Genomic DNA, 22,251 nt, shown 5'->3' with positions numbered 1-22,251 from the left:
GGAAAAGTTGCGGTTTTCCTTCCTCTCCGGCCCGGGTTAATTTTAAGGTTTTCGTGATGAAGGTACTGTCTGATAAGGATGGTACCTTCTGTTTTTCTTTTTCCGTGTCAACTCATAGGCATCTTGTATTTTTTAAGGTTAAACATTATTGGTCGATAATATCGTTTATTTTGCTTTACCGGCGGTTATCAGCAGTTTGTTATTCTCGTCAAACTGATAGTGGACGGGATTGATGCGCGCTATCAGCCTCATGATTTCTTCCAGCGGCTCGTCGCGCAGAGTAAAGGTGTACAGATACTTGTCCGTCAGTTCGGGCGCCAGCTCTATCTCTACGTTGTACCACTTGGACAGGTATCTGGAGATATATCCCAATGTTTTTTGGTTGAACACAATCTGTTTCTGTGCCCAAAGGCAATCGAAGTTCACATCTCCGCTTTCTATTTGCAGGGTGTTTGTCTGCCTGTCGAAAAGGGCTGTCTCACCCGGGTGCATCTTGCGGTTTTCGCGCGAGGTTTCCAGTCCCACAGAACCCTCGATGAGGCTTATCTGCACTTTGCTTTGCTCCTCCATGTTGCGGATGTTGAACTTTGTTCCGTAAACGGTCAGTTTCACCCCGTCCATCTGCACCACAAAGGGATGCCGGGCATCGTGAGACACATCAAAGAAGGCCTCTCCGTCCAGACTCACTTCACGATTGCCACCGAAAGACCGGCGACGGTAGTTCAGCGAAGTGTTGTTGTGAAGCCATACTTTAGTGCCGTCGGCAAGCAACACTTGCGACTTTCCGTTCAAATTGACGAACTTTACTTCCTGTGCCGTCATGTTCCGGGCTTCCCGCATTGTATAATAAGCAATGCCTCCCGTTATCACTGCCAATACAATGGAAGCTGCCGCCACGTAGCGCAGAAAGAAAGACATTCCCGACTGCTTCCGACTTTTACGGTTCTCTGCCGTTGTTTTCGTATTATATGCGGAAAGAGCCTCTGCCTTGCGTGCACGCCCCTGCATTTTCCTAACGTCTAACCTCTCCCCTCTAACGTCTAACGCCTTCTCCTCGTGCATGCGTGCCTGCAACTTCCGCCAATAATACTCTTTGTCGGGGGTATATGTCCCGGTTTCTTTTTGGATGCCGGCCCATAATCGAGACAGTTGTTGGTAGAGGGCCCGATTCTCCGGCAGAGCAGTCCACTGCTCCAGCTCCCGTGCCTGCTCCTCATTTTCTTTGCGGCTCAGGCAGGCTATTATCAAGTCCCAAGGTATATGTTGCTTCATGTTTTCGTCTTGCTTTTGTTATATATGACACATGAAACGGGAAGAACCCTTACTGCAAGCAGAAAAAATCTCTATAACCTCATTCATGTTCTTCAATCCCCACACTTCATCATCCGTAACTCCACACTTCACCGTCTGCAATCCCACACCTCGTACTCGCCGTACCCTCACGTTGCGACGCATACGGTGCGGAACCTCAAAGAGGAAGAGGTATTTTCTATTCTTCTCTTTTCTGTTCTTTTCTTCTCTTCTCTATTACGCGCGCGAGGGAGAGTATATAGGATAACTCACTAAACTACTGCCTATTATCCCTCTTTTTCGCACTTCCCGAACTGCTTGCCGACTGCAATCCGGCAGACAGTCGGCTGCAAGTCCGTTCGGAAACACTGCCATTCGCTTAACGAAGAAACCAAACAAAAACAGAGTCAATATTTAAGCGCATATCGTTTTAAGAATAGCGCAATTCCTTTTTCAAAAGAAATAAAGAATAGTATCCTTATTCCCACAAATATTAGTATTTTTGCATAACATTGAGATTGTTATGCTTTTTACTGAAACAAAATATTTGGATTACAAGTTCCCAGAGCCGCAATATTTAGAGGCCAAATTTATTCATCGAGGATGGATTGCACAATTTATTCCTGAAAATAAAAAGAGCATTTTCTCTAATTGAACCTAAAATCAATAATTATTTGAATCAATTTAAAGAGAAATCATTGAAAGAAATTAACTTTACATTCAAAAAGAATAGCTATAAAACTCTTGCTGATGTAATTTTTATTGTAAAATAATGCAAAAATTATTTCTATGTATATAACTAAATAGTTATCAAAGAGTAGCTCATCGCCTCACCAGACAAATGGAGTTCTCCCCCTTTTCCTCTATCTACGTGCTTATTGGGCAACATTATGCAATAAATACTTCTTCCGGCACTCTAAACCGTCGACACCCTTTGATAGGCGCATCTGATGTATAGATAAATTGATAAAAAAAGGATGTTTGAGCAGATTTTCGCCGACATTCGTTTTCTTCCTCACCGAGGAACGATGCCTTCGACACCGAGGAAGATGTCGTTCCTCGGTGAGGAACCCCTCGTTTCTCGGTGTGGGAGGAGCACCCTCGTCAGAACATGTTTTGAGCAAGGTTCGGAAGCAATGGAGAGAGTGCCGAATGATGTCAAGAATAAATACTTCAGTAAGAGCAGAAAAACAAATCTCGGACAGAAACGGAAACACTTCAAAACAGACAAAAAAATCAGGCGTGGGCTTCGCGAAACAACACAGTGCCTGTCAAACGGCATCCGTGAGATCTGCGAAATCCGCGCCTGAAAATAATCATAAAGAGGTGTTCCGGCAGCGCCGAAACATCCTCCGAATTCCCTTTAAAGTATGTGCATGCCCTCAAGCACCAGCTTGAGCAGCAACAACGCGAAGATAACCCACATCGTGACCGATATGTGTTTGAACTTCCCGCTAAACGTCTTGATGATGACATAAGACAGCATACCGAACACGATGCCGTGGGCAATGCTGAACGTAAACGGCATCATCGTGATGGTGAGGAAAGCAGGGAGCGCCTCGCCCATGTCGTCGAAATTGATTTTCACGACGGAAGAAATCATGAACAAGCCCACGATGATGAGCGCCGGAGAAGTGGCCGCCGCAGGCACCATCAGGAAGAGCGGAGCCAAGAACAGAGCCAAAGCGAACATCACCGCCGTAGACACGGCTGTCAGTCCGGTGCGTCCACCCGCAGCCACGCCCGATGCACTCTCCACGTAAGAAGTCACCGTACTCGTTCCGGTGATGGCGCCGAAAGTAGTTCCCAACGCATCGGCAAAGAGAGCCTTCTTTATCTGGGGGAAATTACCGTTCTTGTCAATCAGGCCTGCCTTGCTGGCCACGCCCAGCAGCGTGCCGATGGTATCGAACAGGTTGACGAAAAGGAACGTAAAGACGATAATCAGCATATCGAGCGAGAAAATCTTGTCAAAGCTGAATTGCAGGAAGATGGGCGAAATGTCGGGAGGAAGTGAGAAGATGCTTCCTTCGGGCAGGTGCACCAATCCGAAAAGTGCCGCACACGCCGTAGCCACCACGATACCGATGAAGAAAGAACCGTATACATTTCTTATATACAGCACGGCGGTCACCACCAGACCGATAAGCGCCACCCATACATTCTTGTCGGCCATATCGCCCAAAGAAACCATCGTATTCGGGTTGGCAACCACCAATCCCCCGTTTTTCAGGCCAATCAGCGTGATGAACAGCCCGATGCCCACCGGAATAGCCTCTTTGATGGTCTGCGGAATGGTCTGCACAATCAGCTCGCGCACGTTGAACAGGGTCAGCACCAAGAAGATGATACCCTCTATGAAGACGGCCGTCAGTGCCATCTGCCAAGAATATCCCAATCCCAACACCACGGAGAAAGCAAAGAAACTGTTCAACCCCATACCCGGAGCCTGAGCGATGGGAAGATTGGGGATGAAAGCCATGAACAGCGTGCCCAACACACTGGCCACCGCCGTTGCCGTGAAAAGTGCGGCTTTGTCCATGCCCGTCTCGCCCAAGATATTGGGATTCACCACCAGAATGTAGGACATGGTGAGGAATGTGATGACGCCCGCAATCAACTCGGTGCGGACAGTGGTATGATTTTCTTTCAGTTTAAAAAGTTTTTCCAACATAGTCATTCGTTTTAAACAATGGATATTCGATGAGAATTTCGTTTAGAAGTTCCACTTGGCAGCCAGTGTGGGAATGGCATAGAAACGTTTGTGTTGGGAGGCGTTTACGAAGTTATAACTCAACTCCACCTCGCTTCCGACGCTGAAGTTCGGTGTCACGTTATACCATATCTGCGGCTCGGAAAGCAAGATAAGCCTCTTTCCCGATTTTCCGCTCTCGCCCGTGGTGTCCTTATTCTCGCTCCAAAGGTCGAGAAAGCCCGAGAGCGTCAGCTTGTTGTTCGCCAGATTGGCATTCCATGTCACCGTCCACTGAATATCATGGCTGTTCTTCTTGAAGGCGTTGAGTTTATAGGCCAGATACGTGCCCATATAGAATTGTCCTAATTGGAAAGGATAAGAAAGACCGGCAAGGTAAGCATTGGGAATGGAGAACCCGAAGTCGGTGTTCCGTACCAGACCGAGACCACCGTTATACTCGATGTGCGGCATCAACGGAAAACCCTTTATCTTAAAGTCGCGGGCTATCTCCATGTAGGCCAGCCCCATATTTCCATCTTTGGCACTGAAATCGAAATCGACAAACATGAAGGTAGAACCCCACTTGTCGGGCTTGAACATCTCGAAAGTGGCAGTCATGAAGTTTACCGGTCCGGCATCATTTCCATACAGGCTGTGACGTGAATCGAAGTGTAACTGCACATTTTGTGCAACAGAGCCGGCTCCTCCGCATACGAGGAACAGACAGGCAAGAAGCATGTTTTTGTAATTCATAAGGCTAAAAAATAAAAAAAAGTAAAATTAAGTGGCGAAGATACAAAAAAAACGTTTCATGAAAGCATTCCCGTGCATCAATTTAGAGCTTTATACCATAAGAATCTGTCAAAACATCAATTCATCTTCCACAGCTTCAGGTCATACGTCGCTTCCACTTCTTTTTCCATCTTGTCCGGCAGTGCAGGAAAGAAGTCGATGCCCGTAATCCGTTCCACTTGGTCTATCGTATTGACATAGCTGTCCATCGGACGGTTGCCCGACGTGTTTTTGTAAATGAAGCCGATGGCTTTGGGAGGGTTGCTTTCAATGCAGAGTATCACCTTGAAGAATGCTTCGGGCACGGTGATAAGGTGTCGCTTCCCTATGGTGCGGTGCTTTTTTTTATAAAGGACAGGCCCACAGACAATGTATATCCTGCCCTCCTCCTGCGCCCAACGACGACAAGCCTCTTCCAGTTCCTTCCAGTCGCCCCGGTTCAGGTTATGGTCTTGCGGACAGATATTGGTCATGTAGAAACTTTCCTGCATGGCTCGCCAATGCCAACGATTGTCGCCGGCAGGACACATGTGTCCGCGATCCAGTCCGGCGCCTTTGTAGTCGTCGGTCGTCACCGCCTCGTCGGCAGGCAGGTCGGGGTCGGGCAGGAACTTGCTGCTGCGGCTTTCGCGTTCTATCAGTTTTGCCGGAGTAAGTTCCCAAGCCACCCAATTAGGAATCTTCAAGTCTCTGTTGTAGGACACGGCATATCCCCTCCGGTACAGAATCAGCTCGTCGGCATGTGCCATTTTGCCCGGTATCTCAAGGCGGGGTTCGGATGGGAGTGCCGCCCCCGTATCGGTTGAAGCAAATGCTTTCTTCTTTGCAGGCTCTTCCGTCTTGGAAACAGGAAGTTCCTTTTCTTTCTGTTCTCTCTCTGCAATCAGTCCGGCAACAGGCTCATAGAGCAGACAGACCGCACATATAAAAGCGATGAGGCAGTAGATGCTTTTGGATTGTTTCTTTTTCTTCTTTCGGGCCACGTGGATTAGTATTTTGCGATGAGGAATGAGCGATTAACGTCAGTTGGTTGCTAATAACTAATCGCTATTTAATTTCTCTTCCGCTCTTTCCAGCGCCACATTGATATTCGGACAGATATTCTCTTCGCCCAGCAGTTCGTAGAAACCGGACTTTTCAAGCACCTTGTGCACTTTCTCGTTTACGCCGGACAGAATAATCGTTATCTTCTCTTTCTGAGACATCCGGCAGAGGCTTGTCAGGTTATGCACACCTGTAGAGTCGATGAAAGGAACTTTGCGCATACGGATGATGCGCACTTTGGGACGGTCGCCCAACTGTGCCATCGTCTCTTCGAACTTGGTGGCGATGCCGAAAAAGTAAGGGCCGTTTATCTCGTACACTTCCACACCTTCGGGGATAATCAGATGTTCTTCGTGAGTACTGATGTCCGATTCCGCGTTCGGGTCGATCTCATCTTTTATAACGGATATCTCGGTAGTTTCCATCACACGGCGCATGAAGAGCACGCAGGCAATAACCAGCCCTATCTCGATGGCAATCGTCAGATCGAAGATAACCGTCAGGAAAAAGGTTATCAGCAGCACGGTGATGTCCGACTTGGGGCTCTTCATCAATGCCTTGAAAGTGCGCCAGCCGCTCATGTTGTAGGATACGATGACCAATACGCCTGCCAGGCAAGCCATCGGGATATATTGTGCCAACGGCATGAGGAACAACAGGATAAGCAGCAGCACTACGGCATGCACCATGCCGGCAACGGGCGATTTACCTCCGTTATTGATGTTTGCCATGGTGCGTGCAATGGCGCCCGTGGCAGGAATGCCGCCGAACAAGGGAGTGGCCATGTTGGCTATGCCTTGCGCAATCAGTTCCGTGTTAGAGTCGTGCTTGTCGCCTATCATACCGTCGGCCACGGTAGCGGAAAGCAGTGATTCGATTGCCCCCAGCACGGCAATGGTCACGGCCACCGGAAACAATTCGCGTACCGCCTCCCAATCCAAAGCGGGCAACACGGCATCGGGCAATTCGGCACGGATGCTGAAACGGTCGCCGATGGTATCTATGCTGTCGATGCCTCCATACACCTTCATCAGCCAGACCGCCACCGTCACCACGATGATGGCAATGAGCGAACCCGGAATTTTCTTCGAGAACCGGGGCGTAACGGCAATGATAAAGATGCTTACGATACTTACAAGTGTGTTCCACCAATTGATGCTATCGAGGTGGCGGAAGTAAATCATCCATTTTCCCACGAAATCGCCCGGCACTTTCTCGCCACCGAACGTCAGTCCGAAGATATCGGCAATCTGCGTGGTGAAGATGGTGACGGCAATACCGCTCGTAAACCCCACGATAATGGGATAGGGGATGAACTTGATGACCGCTCCGAGCTTGAACACTCCCAGCAGGACGAGCATGACGCCTGCCATGAGCGTGGCCACAATCAGTCCCGACTCGCCGTACTGCTGAATGATGCCGTAGATGATGACGATGAATGCGCCTGTGGGCCCGCCTATCTGCACATTGCTTCCACCTAACAGAGAGATGAGGAAGCCTGCGATGATGGCCGTGACGATGCCCTTCTCCGGCGACACGCCGGAGGCGATGCCGAATGCGATGGCAAGCGGAAGGGCTACGATGCCGACGATGATACCCGCCATCAGATCGGCCACGAAAAGTTCTTTCGAGTAATTTTTAAGCGTTGCGTACAGCTTTGGCTTGAATTCGAGTACTTTCATTTGTAATCTGAAAATCTTTATTTTACCTGTTCTTGTTGTCTTTATGAATAGAGGATGCAAAATTAATTAAAATAGTGCAAACAGTTGCAATTATCCGGCTGATTTGTTTTGTCTGTGGATGGACAAATAACCTGAGCTCGGGATAAGAAGCAGGTCGAGAGCCTCACCCGGCGGCTTGTGTTCCGAAGTAAAATACCATTGGTTATCAAGCATCTACCCCTGACTTGTCAGACACTTGCGTCTGACGGCTGAAACAGTTGTGTCTGACGTGTAAAACGCTTGTGTCTGTCGGCTTGAACACTTGCCTCTGTCACGGCAAAAGATTATAGCTGTCAAAACAGGGGGAGAGCGGCCGGCCTGAAAGGTTCTCTTCTGCCTAATCACTGTAAACCGGTGCATTCAGGAAATATCCGTCCGACAGGATGCAGGCCCTCATCTTCAGCAAAAGGAACCGCCTGCTTCGGCCTCAGGTAAAATACGATGCAACAAAAGATAGGTTTTCTCAAACTAAATGCTTAGATTTGCATCATTCCGTTCGATGAGCAGCAATACCATTACGTAATTATATTAACCAATTCAAACAAAAGAGATTATGGCTAAAAGTATCAAAGGAACTCGTACAGAGAAGAATCTGTTGACATCATTCGCGGGCGAATCGCAGGCAAGAATGCGTTATACTTATTTTGCAAGTGTGGCAAAGAAAGAAGGTTACGAACAAATCGCCGCTATCTTCACGGAGACGGCCGAGCAGGAAAAGGAACACGCCAAGCGTATGTTCAAATGGCTGGAGGGCGGCATGGTGGAAATCACTGCATCCTATCCCGCCGGCATCATCGGCACTACTTTGCAGAATCTTGAGGCAGCAGCAGCCGGCGAAAATGAGGAATGGACGCTGGATTATCCCAAGTTTGCCGACATTGCCGATGAGGAAGGTTTTCCTGCCATCGCATTGATGTATCGCAACATTGCCGTTGCCGAAAAAGCGCACGAGGAACGCTATCGCGCTTTCATCCGGAACATCGAAGCGGCCACCGTATTTGCCAAAGAGGGTGAAGTGGTGTGGCAGTGCCGCAACTGCGGTTTCGTCTACACCGGCAAGGAAGCTCCGCAGGCTTGTCCGGCTTGCTTGCATCCGCAGGCCTACTTCGAAGTGAAGAAAGAGAATTATTGATAAGATCGCCTTAGCATTACAGGCAGGCGGTGTGTCGGGAAACGGTTATTCGGGTTTCGGACACACCGCCGTTCTTTTTCCGCGAAAGCGGATATTTTTCAGGAGCACAACTCTTTTTATCTCCCCGCATGCGGATAATCTATCGTGTAGTGCAATCCGCGGCTTTCCTTGCGCTCCATGGCCTGCTTCGTTATCAGGTAACCCACGTTTATCATGTTGCGCAGTTCGCACAGTTCGCGCGTGGCTTTGGTGCGCTTGAAGAGGGCTTCGGTCTCCTCGTAAAGGATATCCAGACGGTTCCAAGCGCGTGTCAGACGGAGGTTGCTACGCACGATGCCCACGTAGGCTTCCATAATCTGGTTCACCTCTTTCATGCTCTGCGTGATGAGTACACGCTCTTCGGTGGAGATGGTTCCTTCGTCGTTCCATTCGGGGATGTCTTCGTTGAAGTCGTAACGCTCCAGCACGCTCAGTGCATGTTTGGCAGCCGCGTCGGCATAGACCACGGCTTCAATCAGCGAGTTGCTGGCCAGACGGTTTCCGCCGTGCAGGCCGGTGCACGAGCACTCGCCGATGGCATAGAGGCGGCGGATGCTCGACTGCCCGTCCAAATCCACCTTGATGCCTCCGCAAAGATAGTGGGCGGCAGGAGCCACCGGAATGTAGTCTTTGGTGATGTCGATGCCGATGCCAAGGCATTTCTTGTAGATGTTGGGGAAGTGCCGTTTGGTTTCTTCGGGGTCTTTGTGCGTCACGTCCAGATAGACATGCTCGTCGCCCCGTTGCTTCATTTCGTTGTCGATGGCGCGTGCCACGATGTCGCGTGGAGCCAGCGAGAGTCGCGGGTCGTACTTCTGCATGAACTCCTTCCCGTCCATGGTGCGGAGCACGCCGCCATATCCGCGCATGGCTTCGGTGATGAGGAAAGCGGGACGGTCGCCCGGATGGTAAAGGGCGGTGGGGTGGAACTGGATGAACTCCATATCTTTTACGATGCCTTTGGCACGGTAGACCATGGCAATGCCGTCGCCCGTGGCTACCAACGGGTTGGTAGTGTTGCGGTAGACGGCTTCGCAACCGCCCGTGGCCATGACGGTGACTTTCGACAGGAAAGTGTCTACTTCGCCGCTCCGCTCGTTCAGCACATATGCGCCGTAGCACTTGATGCCGGGGGTATGGCGGGTGACGATGATTCCCTGATGGTGCTGGGTGATGATTTCCACGGCATAGTGGTCGGTGAAGACGGTGATGTCGGGATGCCGTTTCACTGCTTCAATCAGGCTGGTCTGTATCTCTGCGCCCGTATTATCCTTATGGTGGAGGATGCGGAATTCGGAGTGGCCGCCCTCTTTGTGCAGGTCGAACTCTCCGTTCTCTTTCTTGTCGAAGTTCACGCCCCATTTGATGAGTTCGCCGATTTGTTCGGGAGCATTGCGCACTACTTTTTCCACGGCTTCGCGGTCGCTTATCCAGTCGCCTGCAATCAGGGTGTCTTCGATGTGCTTCTCGAAATTGTCTACGGCCAGATTGGTGACAGAGGCGATGCCTCCTTGCGCATAATAGGTGTTTGCCTCTTCCAGACCGGCTTTGCAGACGAGGGCTACCGTTCCTTTATGTGCCACTTTCAGCGCAAAACTCATACCGGCAATCCCGGAACCGATAACGAGGAAATCGTACTTTCTTACCATACGTTTTATGTCTTTTGATATGGCAAAGATAGTGCAAAGCTCTTAAAAACATTCATCTTAGCCGCAAAAAACAGAGAAAATGAGGAGAAGAACCGTCGGCAGCCTATCATATCCAGACCTCATACAAGCTCACTTTAAAAATTTATTACCATGACAATTTTATGCCACAAGCCGCCCATACCCCATCGAGAAGGTATTCTGAGAGGGGTACAATCAGTCGGCGACTGAAAGGGTTTCACTCAGGGACTGAAATGGTTTCAGTCGCCGACTGAATCTCATTCAGTCAGGGAGTGAATAAAAAAGCGTCGGGAAGGAATGTTATTTTTCTCGGGAATGTAAAATAAAATCAAGAAAAATATTTGTCCTGCCAAACAGTTTCAAGGCAGCATCGGACTGATGGCGTCGAAGATGCGATACAGTTCTTCTTTCGTTTCGGCACGCAGCATGGCTATCCGCGTATCGCGGAAGTTGGGAATGCCTTTGAACAAGGGGCTGGCAGCCAAATGGCGACGCACGTGCAGAATGCCCCGGCGCTCGTCAAGCAGCCGGATGCTGTCTTCCACTTCTTGGCGCAACACGTTCAGTTGCCACTCGGAACTGAGCGGGGGCAACTCTTCGCCGCTTTCCAGGTAGTGCTTCACTTCTTTGAAGAACCACGGACGGCCGAAGCTGGCACGCCCTATCATGACGGCATCCACCCCGTAAAGGTCGAAACACTCTTTGGCCCGCCGGGGGGTGGTGACGTCGCCGTTGCCGATGATGGGGATGTGCATGCGCGGATTCCTCTTTACCTCGCCGATGAGTGTCCAGTCGGCCTCGCCGGTGTACATCTGCGCACGGGTGCGCCCGTGTATGGTGAGGGCGGCGATGCCACAATCTTGCAGTTGCTCGGCCAAGGTGACGATGATTTTGTGGTCGGCATCCCATCCGAGGCGCGTCTTCACGGTGACAGGTATCTTCACGGCATCTACCACCGCGCGAGTGATTTCGAGCATGAGCGGGACGTTTTGCAGCATGCCGGCACCGGCGCCCTTGCCGGCCACGCGCTTCACGGGGCAACCGAAGTTGATGTCGAGAATGTCGGGGCGGGCCTGCTCCACGATGCGGGCGGCTTCCACCATCGTAGGCGTGTCTCGGCCGTATATCTGTATGGCTACGGGACGCTCACGGTCGCTGATGTTCAGCTTCTGTTCGGTTTTGCTCACCGAACGTATCAGAGCGTCGGCAGAGACGAACTCGGTATATACCATATCTGCACCGAACTGCTTGCACATCAGGCGGAAAGCTGGGTCGGTGACGTCTTCCATCGGAGCGAGCAACAGGGGGCGGGCGCCCAAATCCATATCGGCTATCTTCATGCGTAATCAGGTTTTTCGGGCAAAGTTAATCATTCGTAAGATAAAAAGAACTACCTTTGCCGTGTTAAATGAAAGAGTATTCACCCAGAACGACAGTCCAAATGAAAAAGTTTTTCTTCATGGCAACAATGTGCATCGCCATGTTGTCGCTTCAACCGACCGGCACTTATGCGCAAGAAACAAACAATCAGTACAAGGAAACCCTCTACAAAATGCTGGATAAATCCGGAGGCTTGGAATCCGTGAAGCTGATGGTTCCGCAACTTGTAAACATGATGAAGCAGCAGACTGCATCGCAACCCGACTCTTTCTGGGAAGACTTCACCAAACGTTGGACGAAGCAGCTCATCGACAAGATGGTGGAGGGCATCACCCCTATTTACCAAAAACACCTTACACTGAAAGATCTGGAAGATATTCTGGCTTTCTACAACACGCCTGCCGGAAAGAAGTTGTCTGCCAGTACGCCCGCCGTGGCCAAGGAAGTCATGCCGATAGGACAGCAACTCGGCACGGAAATCGGCCGGCAGATGCAGAATGAGATTGCCAACATGGTAAGTAAATAACCCCTTTCCCTTTCGGCTTTATGAATTCACCCCGCCTTTCCGATTTTGAGATAATGGCCCCCGTAGGTTCGCGCGAGTCGCTCGCGGCAGCCATACAGGCAGGTGCCGACTCCATATACTTCGGCATCGAGAACCTGAATATGCGTGCCCGCTCGGCGAATACCTTCACGATAGACGACCTGCGGGAGATAGCCCGCACGTGCGACGAGCACGGCATGAAGAGCTACCTGACGGTAAACACCATCATATACGACCACGACATCGCCCTGATGCGCACCATTGTGGATGCCGCCAAAGCGGCGGGCATCTCTGCCGTGATTGCGGCCGATGTGGCCGTGATGGAGTATGCCTACCGCATAGGGCAGGAAGTACACCTCAGCACGCAGCTCAACATCTCCAACGTAGAGGCGCTCCGTTTCTATGCCCGCTTTGCCGATGTGGTGGTGCTGGCACGCGAGTTGAATCTGGAGCAGGTGGCCGAAATCTACCGCCACATCAGGGAGGAGAACATCTGCGGACCGGGCGGCCGGCCGGTACGCATCGAAATGTTCTGCCACGGCGCGCTCTGCATGGCCGTGAGCGGAAAGTGCTACCTCTCGCTGCACGAGATGAACCACTCGGCCAACCGGGGCGCCTGCATGCAGGTGTGCCGACGCAGCTACACGGTGCGCGACAAGGAGACGGACGTGGAACTGGAGGTAGACAACCAGTACATCATGTCGCCCAAAGACCTGAAGACCATCCACTTCATGAACAAGATGCTGGATGCCGGCGTGCGCGTGTTCAAGATTGAAGGGCGTGCCCGCGGGCCTGAGTACGTGCGCACGGTGGTGGAATGCTACAAAGAGGCCATCCGCGCTTATGTGGACGGCTCCTTCACCGACGAGAAGATTGCTGTGTGGGACGAGCGACTGAAGACGGTCTTCAACCGTGGCTTCTGGGACGGGTATTACTTGGGACAACGCCTGGGCGAGTGGACCAAGAACTACGGCTCGGCCGCCACGGAGCGCAAGATTTATGTGGGCAAGGGCATACGCTACTTCAGCAACATCGGGGTGGCCGAGTTTCTGGTGGAAGCCGCCGAAGTCAGCGTGGGCGACAAGCTGCTGATAACAGGCCCCACGACGGGAGCGGAATTCCTCACGCTGGACGAAGCCCGTGTAGACCTGAAGCCGGTGCACACGGTGAAGAAAGGAGAACACTTCTCGATGAAATCGCCCAAAATACGCCCCAGCGACAAACTCTACAAGCTGGTCAGCGTGGAAGAGCTGAAGAAGTTCAAAGGACTGGATGTGGAGAAGCAACGGGGATGACCGACCGGAAACCTGTAAATCAGTGAAATCGGTGCAATCCCGCCGAGAAACCAATGATAAAGAAGGTTCGACAGAACCTCGACAAAAAAGCATTTATGGAAAAGTATATTTATGAACTGAAAATGAAGGTGCGCGACTATGAGTGCGACCTGCAAGGCATCGTAAACAATGCCAACTACCAACATTATCTGGAACATACGCGTCATGAATTTCTGATTTCGGCAGGCGCCGACTTCGCCAAACTGCACACAGAGGGCATCGACCCTGTGGTGGCGCGCATCAGCATGGCATTCAAGACACCGTTGAAGAGCGGAGACGAGTTCGTCTGCAAGCTCTATATGCGGAAAGAGGGCATCAAGTACGTCTTCTATCAGGACATCTTCCGGGCAAGCGACGGAAAAGTCTCCCTGAAAGGCGTGGTGGAAACCGTCTGTGTGGTGAACGGCCGCCTGACGGACAGCAGCCTCTTCGACACCCTCTTCGTGCCTTACTTGAAAGAAGAGTAACCCCGTTGTATAACAAACGTTTAAACCTCGGCCGACAGACACAAGCCTTTGTCATGACAGACACAAGTCCTTGTCGGCACAAACACCGGACTCTGTCACGACAGACACAAGTGTCTGTTGCGACAAACACAAGTGTCTGTCGGACGGGGTCTTTTTGTTGCAGAAAAGACTACCGATGAACAGCGAAGAACAGCTTTGCAGCATAGCCCTTACGCTCTGTCCCGGCATCGGGCATGTAGGGGCGAAACGCCTGATAGAGGGTACAGGCAGCGCCGCCGAAGTATTCAGCCGGCGAAAGGAACTTCCTGAAATCATACCCGAAGTGACCGGCGGCGTGGTGGCCGCACTCGATTGTCCCGCCGCCTTCGAGCGTGCCGGGCAAGAGATGAAGTTTGTGGAAAAGAACCGACTGACATGTCTGACCCTGAAAGACGAGGCTTATCCCGGTCGTCTGCGCGAGTGCGACGACGCCCCTGCGGTACTTTTCTTCAAGGGGAACGTCGACTTCAACCGGCTGCACGTCATCAATATGGTAGGAACCCGGCAGGCCACGGACTACGGCAAGCAGTTCTGTGCCGACTTCCTGCACGACCTCGCGGCCCTCTGTCCCGATGTGCTCGTGGTGAGCGGACTGGCCTACGGCATCGACATCCACGCCCACCGCGCAGCGTTGGCAAACGGGCTCTCCACAGTTGCCGTCCTTGCCCACGGTCTGGACCGCCTCTATCCATACGTACATCGCAAAACGGCGGTGGATATGCTGGCCGACGGCGGTTTGCTGACCGAATTCCTCACCGGAACCAACCCCGACCGATACAACTTCGTCAGCCGCAACCGCATCGTGGCAGGCATGTGCGACGCCACCATCGTGGTAGAGTCGGCAGCCAAAGGCGGCTCTCTCATCACGGCCGAGCTGGCCGAAAGCTATCACAGAGATTGTTTTGCCGTGCCCGGACGCATCACCGATACCGCTTCCATCGGCTGCAACCGGCTGATACGCGACAACAAGGCGGCTCTTATTCAGAGCGCCGAAGAGTTTATGCAAGCCATGGGCTGGGATACTGCACGCAAAGAAGTTCGTCCGGAAGGCATTCAGCGCAACCTCTTCCTTGAGCTCTCGGAAGAGGAAGAACGGGTGGTACATATCCTTTCACAGAAAGGAGACCTGCACATCAATACACTGGTAGTGGAGAGCAACATCCCCGTGAACCGCATGAGCGTTCTGCTGTTCGAGCTGGAGATGAAAGGAGCGGTAAAGGCAATGCCGGGCGATGTCTATCATTTGCCGGCAAGAAACTGAAGGATTCCCTTTCTCATCTTTCCCTGCCATATTCCTTGACGAAAGCATCGGGACGGTCGGTGGCTACAATGTCTACGCCCAGCTCTACGGCTTTCCGGTTTTCGGCCGTCTTGTCTTCCAAACCTAACACAAGAGCTACCACTTGCAAATTATATCCGCGACACTTCTTCATGAAGTCCGGTGTCAGCGAGTCAATGTGCACCACAACGACATTGGGTTTAAACTCATTGACCACATATTCCAGCTCGTCCCGACTTCTGACGTAGGCCTGTAAGGTCTTCACATCCGGTTCAAGGCTTCTGAACAGCCTCATGTCTTTTTCTTTATAGAAAGAGAAGTTGCAACTTTCCAGCATCCCCTCCTCCTTTATCAGTTCCAGCAACTTCCGCATGTCTCCGTTCCAAAAATCCACAGCGAGTCTCATGCCGGCTTGTCTGGCTCTGCGCAGCAAGTCCACAAAGCGCGGCACACGCTGCCCGGCAAATTCGGGTCCGAACCACGAACCGGCATCCAGCGTATCAATGTCGGCAGACATCCATTCACAGATTTTGCCCGTTCCATTGGTAGTGCGGTCCAGCGTAGAATCGTGCATAAGGTAGAACACACTGTCCTTGCTGATGCAGATATCACATTCTATATTGCCTATGCCATACTTGATGCAAGAGTCCGCCGACGCCATGGTATTCTCCGGCGCAATGGTATTGGCACCTCGATGCCCGCTTGCAGCAGGCACCTTGGCATATCTCACCGTCTGGCGGCCGCCATATACAACGGTGAACAAAGCAACAATAGAAAATATATACAGAATGACTCTCATTTTCTTGAATCAATAGGTTAAATATTTGTCAAAGATAGAATAATTCCATTATTCAACGAAAAATTGACACCCTTCTTTTATCAATCAATATCTTTATAAACATTTATTGTCTTCAGCTTGTTTCATAAGAACTCCCGTTTTCCTCCGATAAACGGTCGGCATAGTATTAATAATGATGTATGTACGGACATTTTTCCTTATCTTTGTCCACGATATGCATACTATCTGTAAAAGAATACTCTATTATACCCAAATTCTTCTGCAAGAATTCCTAAAGGCAGGTAAAAGAGAGCAACTGTTTGCCGGGTATATTCTGCAAGGAATCGCATCTGTCGATGCGACAGTGAACAACAACCGGCAAACCCCTTTAACAATGGCATTGCGAGGCTTTCCGGTCGTGTGTTGGATGATGCTTTTCTGCACCGCTCCGTTGCAGGCACAATCTGTCGGCTCTGCCCGATTATCTCTTCCTGACACCATGACTGCACAACGCTTCCCTACCCCCCGCACGAAACACACTTTCCGCTCCGACGTGTCGTGGGTGGGCCTGCCGTGGATTGTTGCAGGCTTCCTCCTTCGCAACGACAAGGCAAACTTCCGCGAAGTGCGCAACAAATTCCTCTATAACTTCCACCATACGGCCGACAACTATTCGCAGTACGTGCCGCTTGCCGTTACCACAGGCCTCAAGCTTGCCGGCTACGAAGGGCGCAGCCGTTGGGATCGTTACGGCGTAAGCGCAGGAGCCTCATATGCCATCATGGCCGCATTGGTCAACGGAGTGAAATACAGCATGAAGGAGTTGCGCCCCGACGGCTCCACACGCAACTCCTTCCCATCGGGACACACCGCTACGGCTTTTGTTGCCGCAACCATTCTGCACAAGGAATACGGCATGACGCGCAGCCCGTGGATAAGTATCGCCGGATATGCGCTGGCCACCGCCACAGGGTGCATGCGGGTGCTCAACAACCGCCATTGGATAAGCGACACCTTTGCAGGGGCAGGCATCGGCATCCTATCCACGGAATTGGGGTATGCCATCGGAGACCTCCTATTCAAGGACAAAGGATTGCAACGCCCCGACATCGAACGCCCCAACAACCTGTACCGGTATCCTTCGTTCTTCAATGTGCATCTGGGTGTGGGACTGGGCGCACAGTCGCTCGACCTGATAGCAGGCAATCCCGACCTTGCCGACTTCTACGAAGGATATTCCGTCCGAAATCTCAAATTCAGCCGGGCCACTGTGGTAGGTGCAGAAGGGGCTTACTTCTTCAATCCTTACTTCGGCATCGGAGGACGGCTAAGGGTAAATTCGAGGCTGGTAAAGAACTGGAGCGATTTCGCCCGAAGCCCAATCGGCGACTTGTCTCAACTGGATCCCTATCTGGAGAGCTTCATCAACAAGTATGAACTGAACGTAAAATCCGATCGTCTCTCCGAATTCTCCTTATCTGCCGGAGCCTATTTCAGCCTGCCCCTTACACCGAGGCTGGCACTCGGCACAAAACTGCTCGTAGGCAGGAACTATACTCAGGGCATCGACATCAACGCCCACGTCGAGGGGCAAAAGCGCGATGTCGACATGTCGTATGACGAGGAAGACGGAAGACGCTTTCTCGTCTACGAAATAAAAGGAGAGAATAGTCCGGAAGGAGAAAAATACGAGACCGACTGGGATTATCTCAGCGTGAAAGCAGGCAGGTCGATGGAGGTGGGCACAGGAGTATCGCTTACTTATGCTTACAAATCACGCATGGCATTCAGGCTTTTTCTCGACTACGATTTCACGCGCAAACGCTACGAAATCGACTACGCACCGATGCTCTTTATGAAGGCTGCAGCCCGAGATCTTACTTTCAACGGCCGTCCGGCCAATGCCGACGATTATATCACCTCATACACCATGCATACAACCAAGAGCATGTCGAAATTCGTCTTGGGAGGAGCTTTTTGTGTCACCTTCTAAAAACCGGCTTTCAGGACTAAAAAAACTCCCCTGCCGGCTTGCCCGGCAGAGGAGTCGTCTGTGCTATTAATCAAATATAGAAAGGCTGATTAGTCTTTCAGTTTCGCAATGATAAAGTCGCGGTTCAAGCGAGCGATGTTGCTGATGGAAATGTTCTTCGGGCATTCGGCCTCGCACGCACGGGTGTTTGTACAGTTACCGAAACCCAGTTCGTCCATCTTGCTCAACATGGCTTTTGCGCGGCGCAATGCTTCCGGTTTGCCTTGAGGCAACAGATTCAACTGGCTTACTTTGGCAGATACGAACAACATGGCCGAACCGTTCTTGCAGGCAGCCACACAAGCACCGCAACCGATGCAGGAAGCAGCATCCATCGCTTCGTCGGCAACAGGCTTCGGAATAAGGATAGCGTTGGCATCCTGAGGAGCGCCGGTACGCACGCTGACGTATCCGCCGGCCTGCATAATCTTGTCGTACGCCGTACGGTCCACCATCAAGTCCTTGATTACCGGGAAACCGGCCGAACGCCACGGTTCTACGGTGATGGTATCGCCATCCTTGAAGCGGCGCATGTAAATCTGGCAGGTGGTGGCACTCGTTGCCGGACCGTGCGGATGTCCGTTGATGTAGAGCGAACACATTCCGCAAATACCCTCGCGGCAGTCATGGTCAAACACTACCGGTTCCTCGCCTTTGGCAATCAGCATTTCGTTCAAGATATCCAGCATCTCCAGAAAAGAGGTGTCGCCCGGAATATCTTTCATTTCATATTCTTTAAAAGCGCCCTTTGCCTTCGGACCGGCCTGACGCCAAACTCTCAGTTTGAATGATATATTTTTATCCATTTCTTTTAGTCTTTAAAGGTTGAACATCTGTTAGCTCTTGTAGTTGCGAGTCTGCACTTTGATAGCTTCGTAAACCAGCGGTTCTTTCAGCAATACCGGAGCTTTTTCGTCCGAACCCTGATACTCCCAGCAAGCTACGTAGAAGAAGTTTTCATCGTCACGTTTGGCTTCACCTTCCTCCGTCTGATACTCTTCGCGGAAGTGTCCACCGCAACTTTCGTCACGGTTCAAGGCGTCATAAGCCACCAACTCACCCATGATGATGAAGTCGTACAGACGAATGGCTTTATCAAGTTCCACGTTCATACCTTCCTTACTGCCCGGAATGAAGAGGTTAGTCTCAAATTCCTTGCGGATTTCTTTCATCTTGGCCAGACCTTCTTTCAGACCTTCAGCCGTACGTCCCATACCTACGTATTCCCACATTACGTGGCCCAGTTCCTTGTGGATGGAATCCACCGATTTCTTTCCCTTGATGTTCATCATCCAGTCGATTTTTTCCTGAACGGCTTTCTCTGCGGCTACAAATTCGGGCAAGTCGGTAGAGAAACGGGGAACGGTAATCTGGTCGGCCAGATAGTTTTGGATGGTATAAGGCAATACGAAGTAACCGTCGGCCAAGCCTTGCATCAATGCGGAAGCACCGAGGCGGTTGGCACCGTGATCGGAGAAGTTACATTCACCGATGGCGAACAGCCCCTTGATGGAAGTCATCAGTTCGTAGTCTACCCAGATACCGCCCATTGTGTAGTGGATGGCCGGATAAATCATCATCGGGTTCTCGTATGGGCTGACGTCGGTGATTTCTTCGTACATGTCGAAAAGGTTACCGTAGCGCTGGGCCACGACATCCTTGCCCAAGCGGTTGATGGCGTCGCTGAAGTCGAGGAATACGGCCAAACCTGTGTTGTTCACGCCGAAGCCTTTGTCGCAGCGTTCTTTGGCTGCACGGCTGGCCACGTCACGCGGCACGAGGTTACCGAATGCCGGATAGCGACGTTCCAGATAGTAATCGCGATCTTCTTCGGGGATATCTTTTCCTTGCAGCGTGCCTTCCTGTAGTTTCTTGGCGTCTTCTATCTTTTTCGGCACCCAGATGCGCCCGTCGTTACGCAAAGACTCTGACATCAACGTCAATTTAGACTGCTTGTCACCGTGAACGGGGATACAAGTGGGGTGAATCTGCACATATGCCGGGTTGGCAAACCAAGCTCCCTTGCGGTAGCAAGCCACAGCTGCCGTACAGTTACAAGTCATAGCGTTGGTAGAGAGGAAGTAAGCGTTGCCATATCCGCCGGTGGCGATAACCACAGCATGGGCGGCAAAGCGTTCCAGCTTACCGGTCACGAGGTTCTTGGCGATGATACCACGTGCACGTCCGTCCACAAGGACAACATCTTCCATTTCATAGCGAGTGTAAAGCTTCACAGTACCTACATTCACCTGACGGCTCAGTGCCGAATATGCACCCAGCAGCAACTGCTGTCCGGTCTGACCTTTGGCGTAGAATGTACGCGAAACCTGCGCGCCACCGAAAGAGCGGTTGTCCAGCAAGCCTCCGTATTCGCGAGCGAAAGGCACACCTTGTGCCACGCACTGGTCGATGATACTGTTAGAAACTTCGGCCAAGCGGTAAACGTTGGCTTCGCGGGCACGGTAGTCGCCACCCTTTACTGTATCGTAGAACAGACGGTAAACGGAGTCACCGTCATTTTGATAATTCTTTGCAGCGTTGATACCACCTTGTGCAGCGATGGAGTGCGCACGCCGTGGAGAGTCCTGAATGCAGAAGTTGAATACTCTGAAACCCATTTCGCCAAGCGAAGCGGCAGCAGATGCACCGGCAAGTCCGGTTCCTACTACGATGATGTCCAAACGACGTTTGTTGGCAGGGTTTACAAGTTTTTGGTGAGCTTTATAGTTGGTCCATTTCTCAGCTACCGGCCCTTCGGGTATTTTAGAATCGATCTTAGTCATAATGCAATTTCAATTTAGTCATTTACAATTTAATTTTAGCAAGTGCCGCACAGAGATTTTACAAAGAATACGACAACTACCAGAGCGAAGCCTGCAACAATGATGGTAGAGTATATGTTGGAGATACATTTCCAACGCTCGATCCATACTTTGTTGTTCCAGCCCAACGACTGCATGGAACTCCAGAACCCGTGTGTCAGGTGGAACCACAATGCCGCCAACCAGATGAGATAAAGCACTACGAATACCGGATTGCTGAATGTGTTCTGAATGTGATAAATGCCATTGGCAGCATACGCCAGCGTCATTGTGTCAGCGTGCATGCCCATGTTGTGCATCAGCTCGGGCAACTGCATCTTAGACCAGAAGTTCACCATGTGCAAAGCCAGACCGACAATAACGATGATACCCAATACGAGCATGTTCTGCGAAGCCCATTCCACGTTTTTCGGTTTATCCACCACTGCGTAGCGTTCGTTACCGCGGGCTTTGCGGTTCTGCATAGTCAGCCAGAATGCATAGATGATGTGGATGATGAACAAGGCGGCCAAACCTGCTGTGGCTGCCAGCGCGTACCAGTTTGCTCCCAGGAACTCACAAACCATGTTGTATCCATCGGCCGAAACCAATGCAACAAGGTTCATCGCCATGTGAAACGTTAGAAACAGGACAAGGGCGATGCCGGTAACGCTCATCACCACTTTCCTTCCTACAGATGAATTACTTAACCACATAAATGATTGAATTTAAGTTATTTAATAGTTAGAAATATTATTTATTGAAGACACTTTCACTATTTTCTCGCAAAAATAGAGGAAAAACCTTGATTAAGCAAGGAATTAAAGAAATTATTCCATAATAGAGGAAAGGACATGGAAGACCCGTGAAACAAGCCTCCAAATTACTACCTGAGTTAGGGATAGGTAGTTCCTTTTGCTAAAGATGAGGGGCAGCATCCTATCGGACGGATATTTCCCAGATGTACCGGTTTACGGAGATCAACCGGAAGAGAAGAGAGCCTTTTACGCCGACCGCCCTCCCTCTGTTTGACAGCTGCAAGCCTTTGTCGTGACAGAGGCAAGTGTTCAAGCCGACAGACACTTGTGCCTGACGTGACAGACACAAGTGTTTGAGCCGTCAGATGCAAGCGTCTGACAAGTCAGGAGTAAGCAACTGATAATCAATAAACATTTACTTTGAAATACAGGTCGCCGGGTGGGTTATCGACCTGCTTC

General features: G+C 51.0%; 17 protein-coding genes. 6 read left to right on the top strand and 11 right to left on the bottom strand.

Annotated features, from left to right (window positions below; genetic code table 11):
* Nucleotides 1-165: 165 nt before the first annotated feature.
* The 5 genes from EV202_RS03880 to EV202_RS03860 form a co-directional block, all read right to left on the bottom strand.
* Nucleotides 166-1,272: a FecR family protein gene (locus EV202_RS03880; RefSeq protein ID WP_106041147.1), complete on the bottom strand. Its 1,107-nt coding sequence runs from the start codon at nucleotides 1,270-1,272 to the stop codon at nucleotides 166-168.
* A 1,381-nt stretch (nucleotides 1,273-2,653) separates the two neighbouring features.
* Nucleotides 2,654-3,964: an NCS2 family permease gene (locus EV202_RS03875; RefSeq protein WP_106041145.1), complete on the bottom strand. Its 1,311-nt coding sequence runs from the start codon at nucleotides 3,962-3,964 to the stop codon at nucleotides 2,654-2,656.
* A 42-nt stretch (nucleotides 3,965-4,006) separates the two neighbouring features.
* The gene (locus tag EV202_RS03870) at nucleotides 4,007-4,738 is read right to left on the bottom strand and encodes a DUF5020 family protein (RefSeq protein WP_205729957.1); all 732 of its coding nucleotides are present in this window, start codon (nucleotides 4,736-4,738) and stop codon (nucleotides 4,007-4,009) included.
* Between the two features lie 116 nt (nucleotides 4,739-4,854).
* Nucleotides 4,855-5,760, bottom strand: a complete 906-nt coding sequence (locus EV202_RS03865) for a DNA/RNA non-specific endonuclease (RefSeq protein ID WP_394336031.1) — start codon at nucleotides 5,758-5,760, stop codon at nucleotides 4,855-4,857.
* A gap of 57 nt (nucleotides 5,761-5,817) precedes the next feature.
* Nucleotides 5,818-7,503 (bottom strand): SulP family inorganic anion transporter, encoded by a 1,686-nt coding sequence (locus tag EV202_RS03860; protein ID WP_131925573.1) that lies wholly within the window; start codon nucleotides 7,501-7,503, stop codon nucleotides 5,818-5,820.
* Between the two features lie 592 nt (nucleotides 7,504-8,095).
* Between EV202_RS03860 and rbr the strand changes: the two genes are divergently transcribed.
* Complete coding sequence (rbr, locus tag EV202_RS03855; RefSeq protein WP_125239470.1) at nucleotides 8,096-8,674, top strand: rubrerythrin; 579 nt, start codon at nucleotides 8,096-8,098, stop codon at nucleotides 8,672-8,674.
* Between the two features lie 116 nt (nucleotides 8,675-8,790).
* On the opposite strand, the gene nadB is transcribed toward rbr, so the two are convergent.
* Together nadB and dusB are read right to left on the bottom strand one after the other, a co-directional pair.
* Complete coding sequence (gene nadB, locus EV202_RS03850) at nucleotides 8,791-10,362, bottom strand: L-aspartate oxidase (protein WP_131925571.1); 1,572 nt, start codon at nucleotides 10,360-10,362, stop codon at nucleotides 8,791-8,793.
* Nucleotides 10,363-10,739: 377 nt separating this feature from the next.
* A complete protein-coding gene (dusB, locus tag EV202_RS03845; RefSeq protein ID WP_131925569.1) occupies nucleotides 10,740-11,720 on the bottom strand; it encodes a tRNA dihydrouridine synthase DusB in 981 nt (326 codons plus the stop codon).
* A 101-nt stretch (nucleotides 11,721-11,821) separates the two neighbouring features.
* Between dusB and EV202_RS03840 the strand changes: the two genes are divergently transcribed.
* From EV202_RS03840 to dprA, 4 genes are all read left to right on the top strand, one after another.
* Nucleotides 11,822-12,286, top strand: coding sequence for a DUF2059 domain-containing protein (locus tag EV202_RS03840; RefSeq protein WP_131925567.1), 465 nt, complete (start codon nucleotides 11,822-11,824; stop codon nucleotides 12,284-12,286).
* Nucleotides 12,287-12,306: 20 nt separating this feature from the next.
* A complete protein-coding gene (locus tag EV202_RS03835) occupies nucleotides 12,307-13,599 on the top strand; it encodes a peptidase U32 family protein (protein ID WP_106069486.1) in 1,293 nt (430 codons plus the stop codon).
* 95 nt (nucleotides 13,600-13,694) lie between these two features.
* Nucleotides 13,695-14,105, top strand: coding sequence for an acyl-CoA thioesterase (locus tag EV202_RS03830; RefSeq protein WP_131925565.1), 411 nt, complete (start codon nucleotides 13,695-13,697; stop codon nucleotides 14,103-14,105).
* Between the two features lie 175 nt (nucleotides 14,106-14,280).
* The gene (gene dprA / locus EV202_RS03825; RefSeq protein ID WP_106069487.1) at nucleotides 14,281-15,405 is read left to right on the top strand and encodes a DNA-processing protein DprA; all 1,125 of its coding nucleotides are present in this window, start codon (nucleotides 14,281-14,283) and stop codon (nucleotides 15,403-15,405) included.
* A 13-nt stretch (nucleotides 15,406-15,418) separates the two neighbouring features.
* Here dprA and EV202_RS03820 read toward each other — a convergent pair whose 3' ends face one another.
* Nucleotides 15,419-16,222 (bottom strand): glycerophosphodiester phosphodiesterase family protein, encoded by an 804-nt coding sequence (locus EV202_RS03820; RefSeq protein WP_131925563.1) that lies wholly within the window; start codon nucleotides 16,220-16,222, stop codon nucleotides 15,419-15,421.
* Nucleotides 16,223-16,436: 214 nt separating this feature from the next.
* Here EV202_RS03820 and EV202_RS03815 point away from each other — a divergent pair, with 214 nt between their 5' ends.
* Nucleotides 16,437-18,194, top strand: coding sequence for a phosphatase PAP2 family protein (locus tag EV202_RS03815; RefSeq protein ID WP_234878236.1), 1,758 nt, complete (start codon nucleotides 16,437-16,439; stop codon nucleotides 18,192-18,194).
* Between the two features lie 89 nt (nucleotides 18,195-18,283).
* On the opposite strand, the gene EV202_RS03810 is transcribed toward EV202_RS03815, so the two are convergent.
* From EV202_RS03810 to EV202_RS03800, 3 genes are read right to left on the bottom strand one after another with little or no spacing between them, the layout of a single operon-like run.
* Nucleotides 18,284-19,039, bottom strand: coding sequence for a succinate dehydrogenase/fumarate reductase iron-sulfur subunit (locus tag EV202_RS03810; protein WP_106069489.1), 756 nt, complete (start codon nucleotides 19,037-19,039; stop codon nucleotides 18,284-18,286).
* Nucleotides 19,040-19,069: 30 nt separating this feature from the next.
* Entirely contained in the window at nucleotides 19,070-21,016 is a 1,947-nt protein-coding gene (locus tag EV202_RS03805; RefSeq protein ID WP_131925561.1) for a fumarate reductase/succinate dehydrogenase flavoprotein subunit, read from the bottom strand.
* Nucleotides 21,017-21,051: 35 nt separating this feature from the next.
* Nucleotides 21,052-21,750, bottom strand: coding sequence for a succinate dehydrogenase/fumarate reductase cytochrome b subunit (locus EV202_RS03800; RefSeq protein ID WP_106069491.1), 699 nt, complete (start codon nucleotides 21,748-21,750; stop codon nucleotides 21,052-21,054).
* Nucleotides 21,751-22,251 lie beyond the last annotated feature (501 nt).

This window comes from Prevotella heparinolytica (assembly GCF_004342845.1).
GTDB lineage: Bacteria > Bacteroidota > Bacteroidia > Bacteroidales > Bacteroidaceae > Bacteroides > Bacteroides heparinolyticus.
This window is presented reverse-complemented; position numbering and strand designations above follow the sequence as displayed.

Bases quoted from the DNA above. Each gene is read 5' to 3' on its own strand.
- EV202_RS03880 (WP_106041147.1), bottom strand. From the start codon at position 1,272: ATGAAGCAACATATACCTTGGGACTTGATAATAGCCTGCCTGAGCCGC.
- EV202_RS03875 (WP_106041145.1), bottom strand. From the start codon at position 3,964: ATGTTGGAAAAACTTTTTAAACTGAAAGAAAATCATACCACTGTCCGC.
- EV202_RS03870 (WP_205729957.1), bottom strand. From the start codon at position 4,738: ATGAATTACAAAAACATGCTTCTTGCCTGTCTGTTCCTCGTATGCGGA.
- EV202_RS03860 (WP_131925573.1), bottom strand. From the start codon at position 7,503: ATGAAAGTACTCGAATTCAAGCCAAAGCTGTACGCAACGCTTAAAAAT.
- rbr (WP_125239470.1), top strand. From the start codon at position 8,096: ATGGCTAAAAGTATCAAAGGAACTCGTACAGAGAAGAATCTGTTGACA.
- nadB (WP_131925571.1), bottom strand. From the start codon at position 10,362: ATGGTAAGAAAGTACGATTTCCTCGTTATCGGTTCCGGGATTGCCGGT.
- dusB (WP_131925569.1), bottom strand. From the start codon at position 11,720: ATGAAGATAGCCGATATGGATTTGGGCGCCCGCCCCCTGTTGCTCGCT.
- EV202_RS03840 (WP_131925567.1), top strand. From the start codon at position 11,822: ATGAAAAAGTTTTTCTTCATGGCAACAATGTGCATCGCCATGTTGTCG.
- EV202_RS03835 (WP_106069486.1), top strand. From the start codon at position 12,307: ATGAATTCACCCCGCCTTTCCGATTTTGAGATAATGGCCCCCGTAGGT.
- EV202_RS03830 (WP_131925565.1), top strand. From the start codon at position 13,695: ATGGAAAAGTATATTTATGAACTGAAAATGAAGGTGCGCGACTATGAG.
- dprA (WP_106069487.1), top strand. From the start codon at position 14,281: ATGAACAGCGAAGAACAGCTTTGCAGCATAGCCCTTACGCTCTGTCCC.
- EV202_RS03820 (WP_131925563.1), bottom strand. From the start codon at position 16,222: ATGAGAGTCATTCTGTATATATTTTCTATTGTTGCTTTGTTCACCGTT.
- EV202_RS03815 (WP_234878236.1), top strand. From the start codon at position 16,437: ATGCATACTATCTGTAAAAGAATACTCTATTATACCCAAATTCTTCTG.
- EV202_RS03810 (WP_106069489.1), bottom strand. From the start codon at position 19,039: ATGGATAAAAATATATCATTCAAACTGAGAGTTTGGCGTCAGGCCGGT.
- EV202_RS03805 (WP_131925561.1), bottom strand. From the start codon at position 21,016: ATGACTAAGATCGATTCTAAAATACCCGAAGGGCCGGTAGCTGAGAAA.
- EV202_RS03800 (WP_106069491.1), bottom strand. From the start codon at position 21,750: ATGTGGTTAAGTAATTCATCTGTAGGAAGGAAAGTGGTGATGAGCGTT.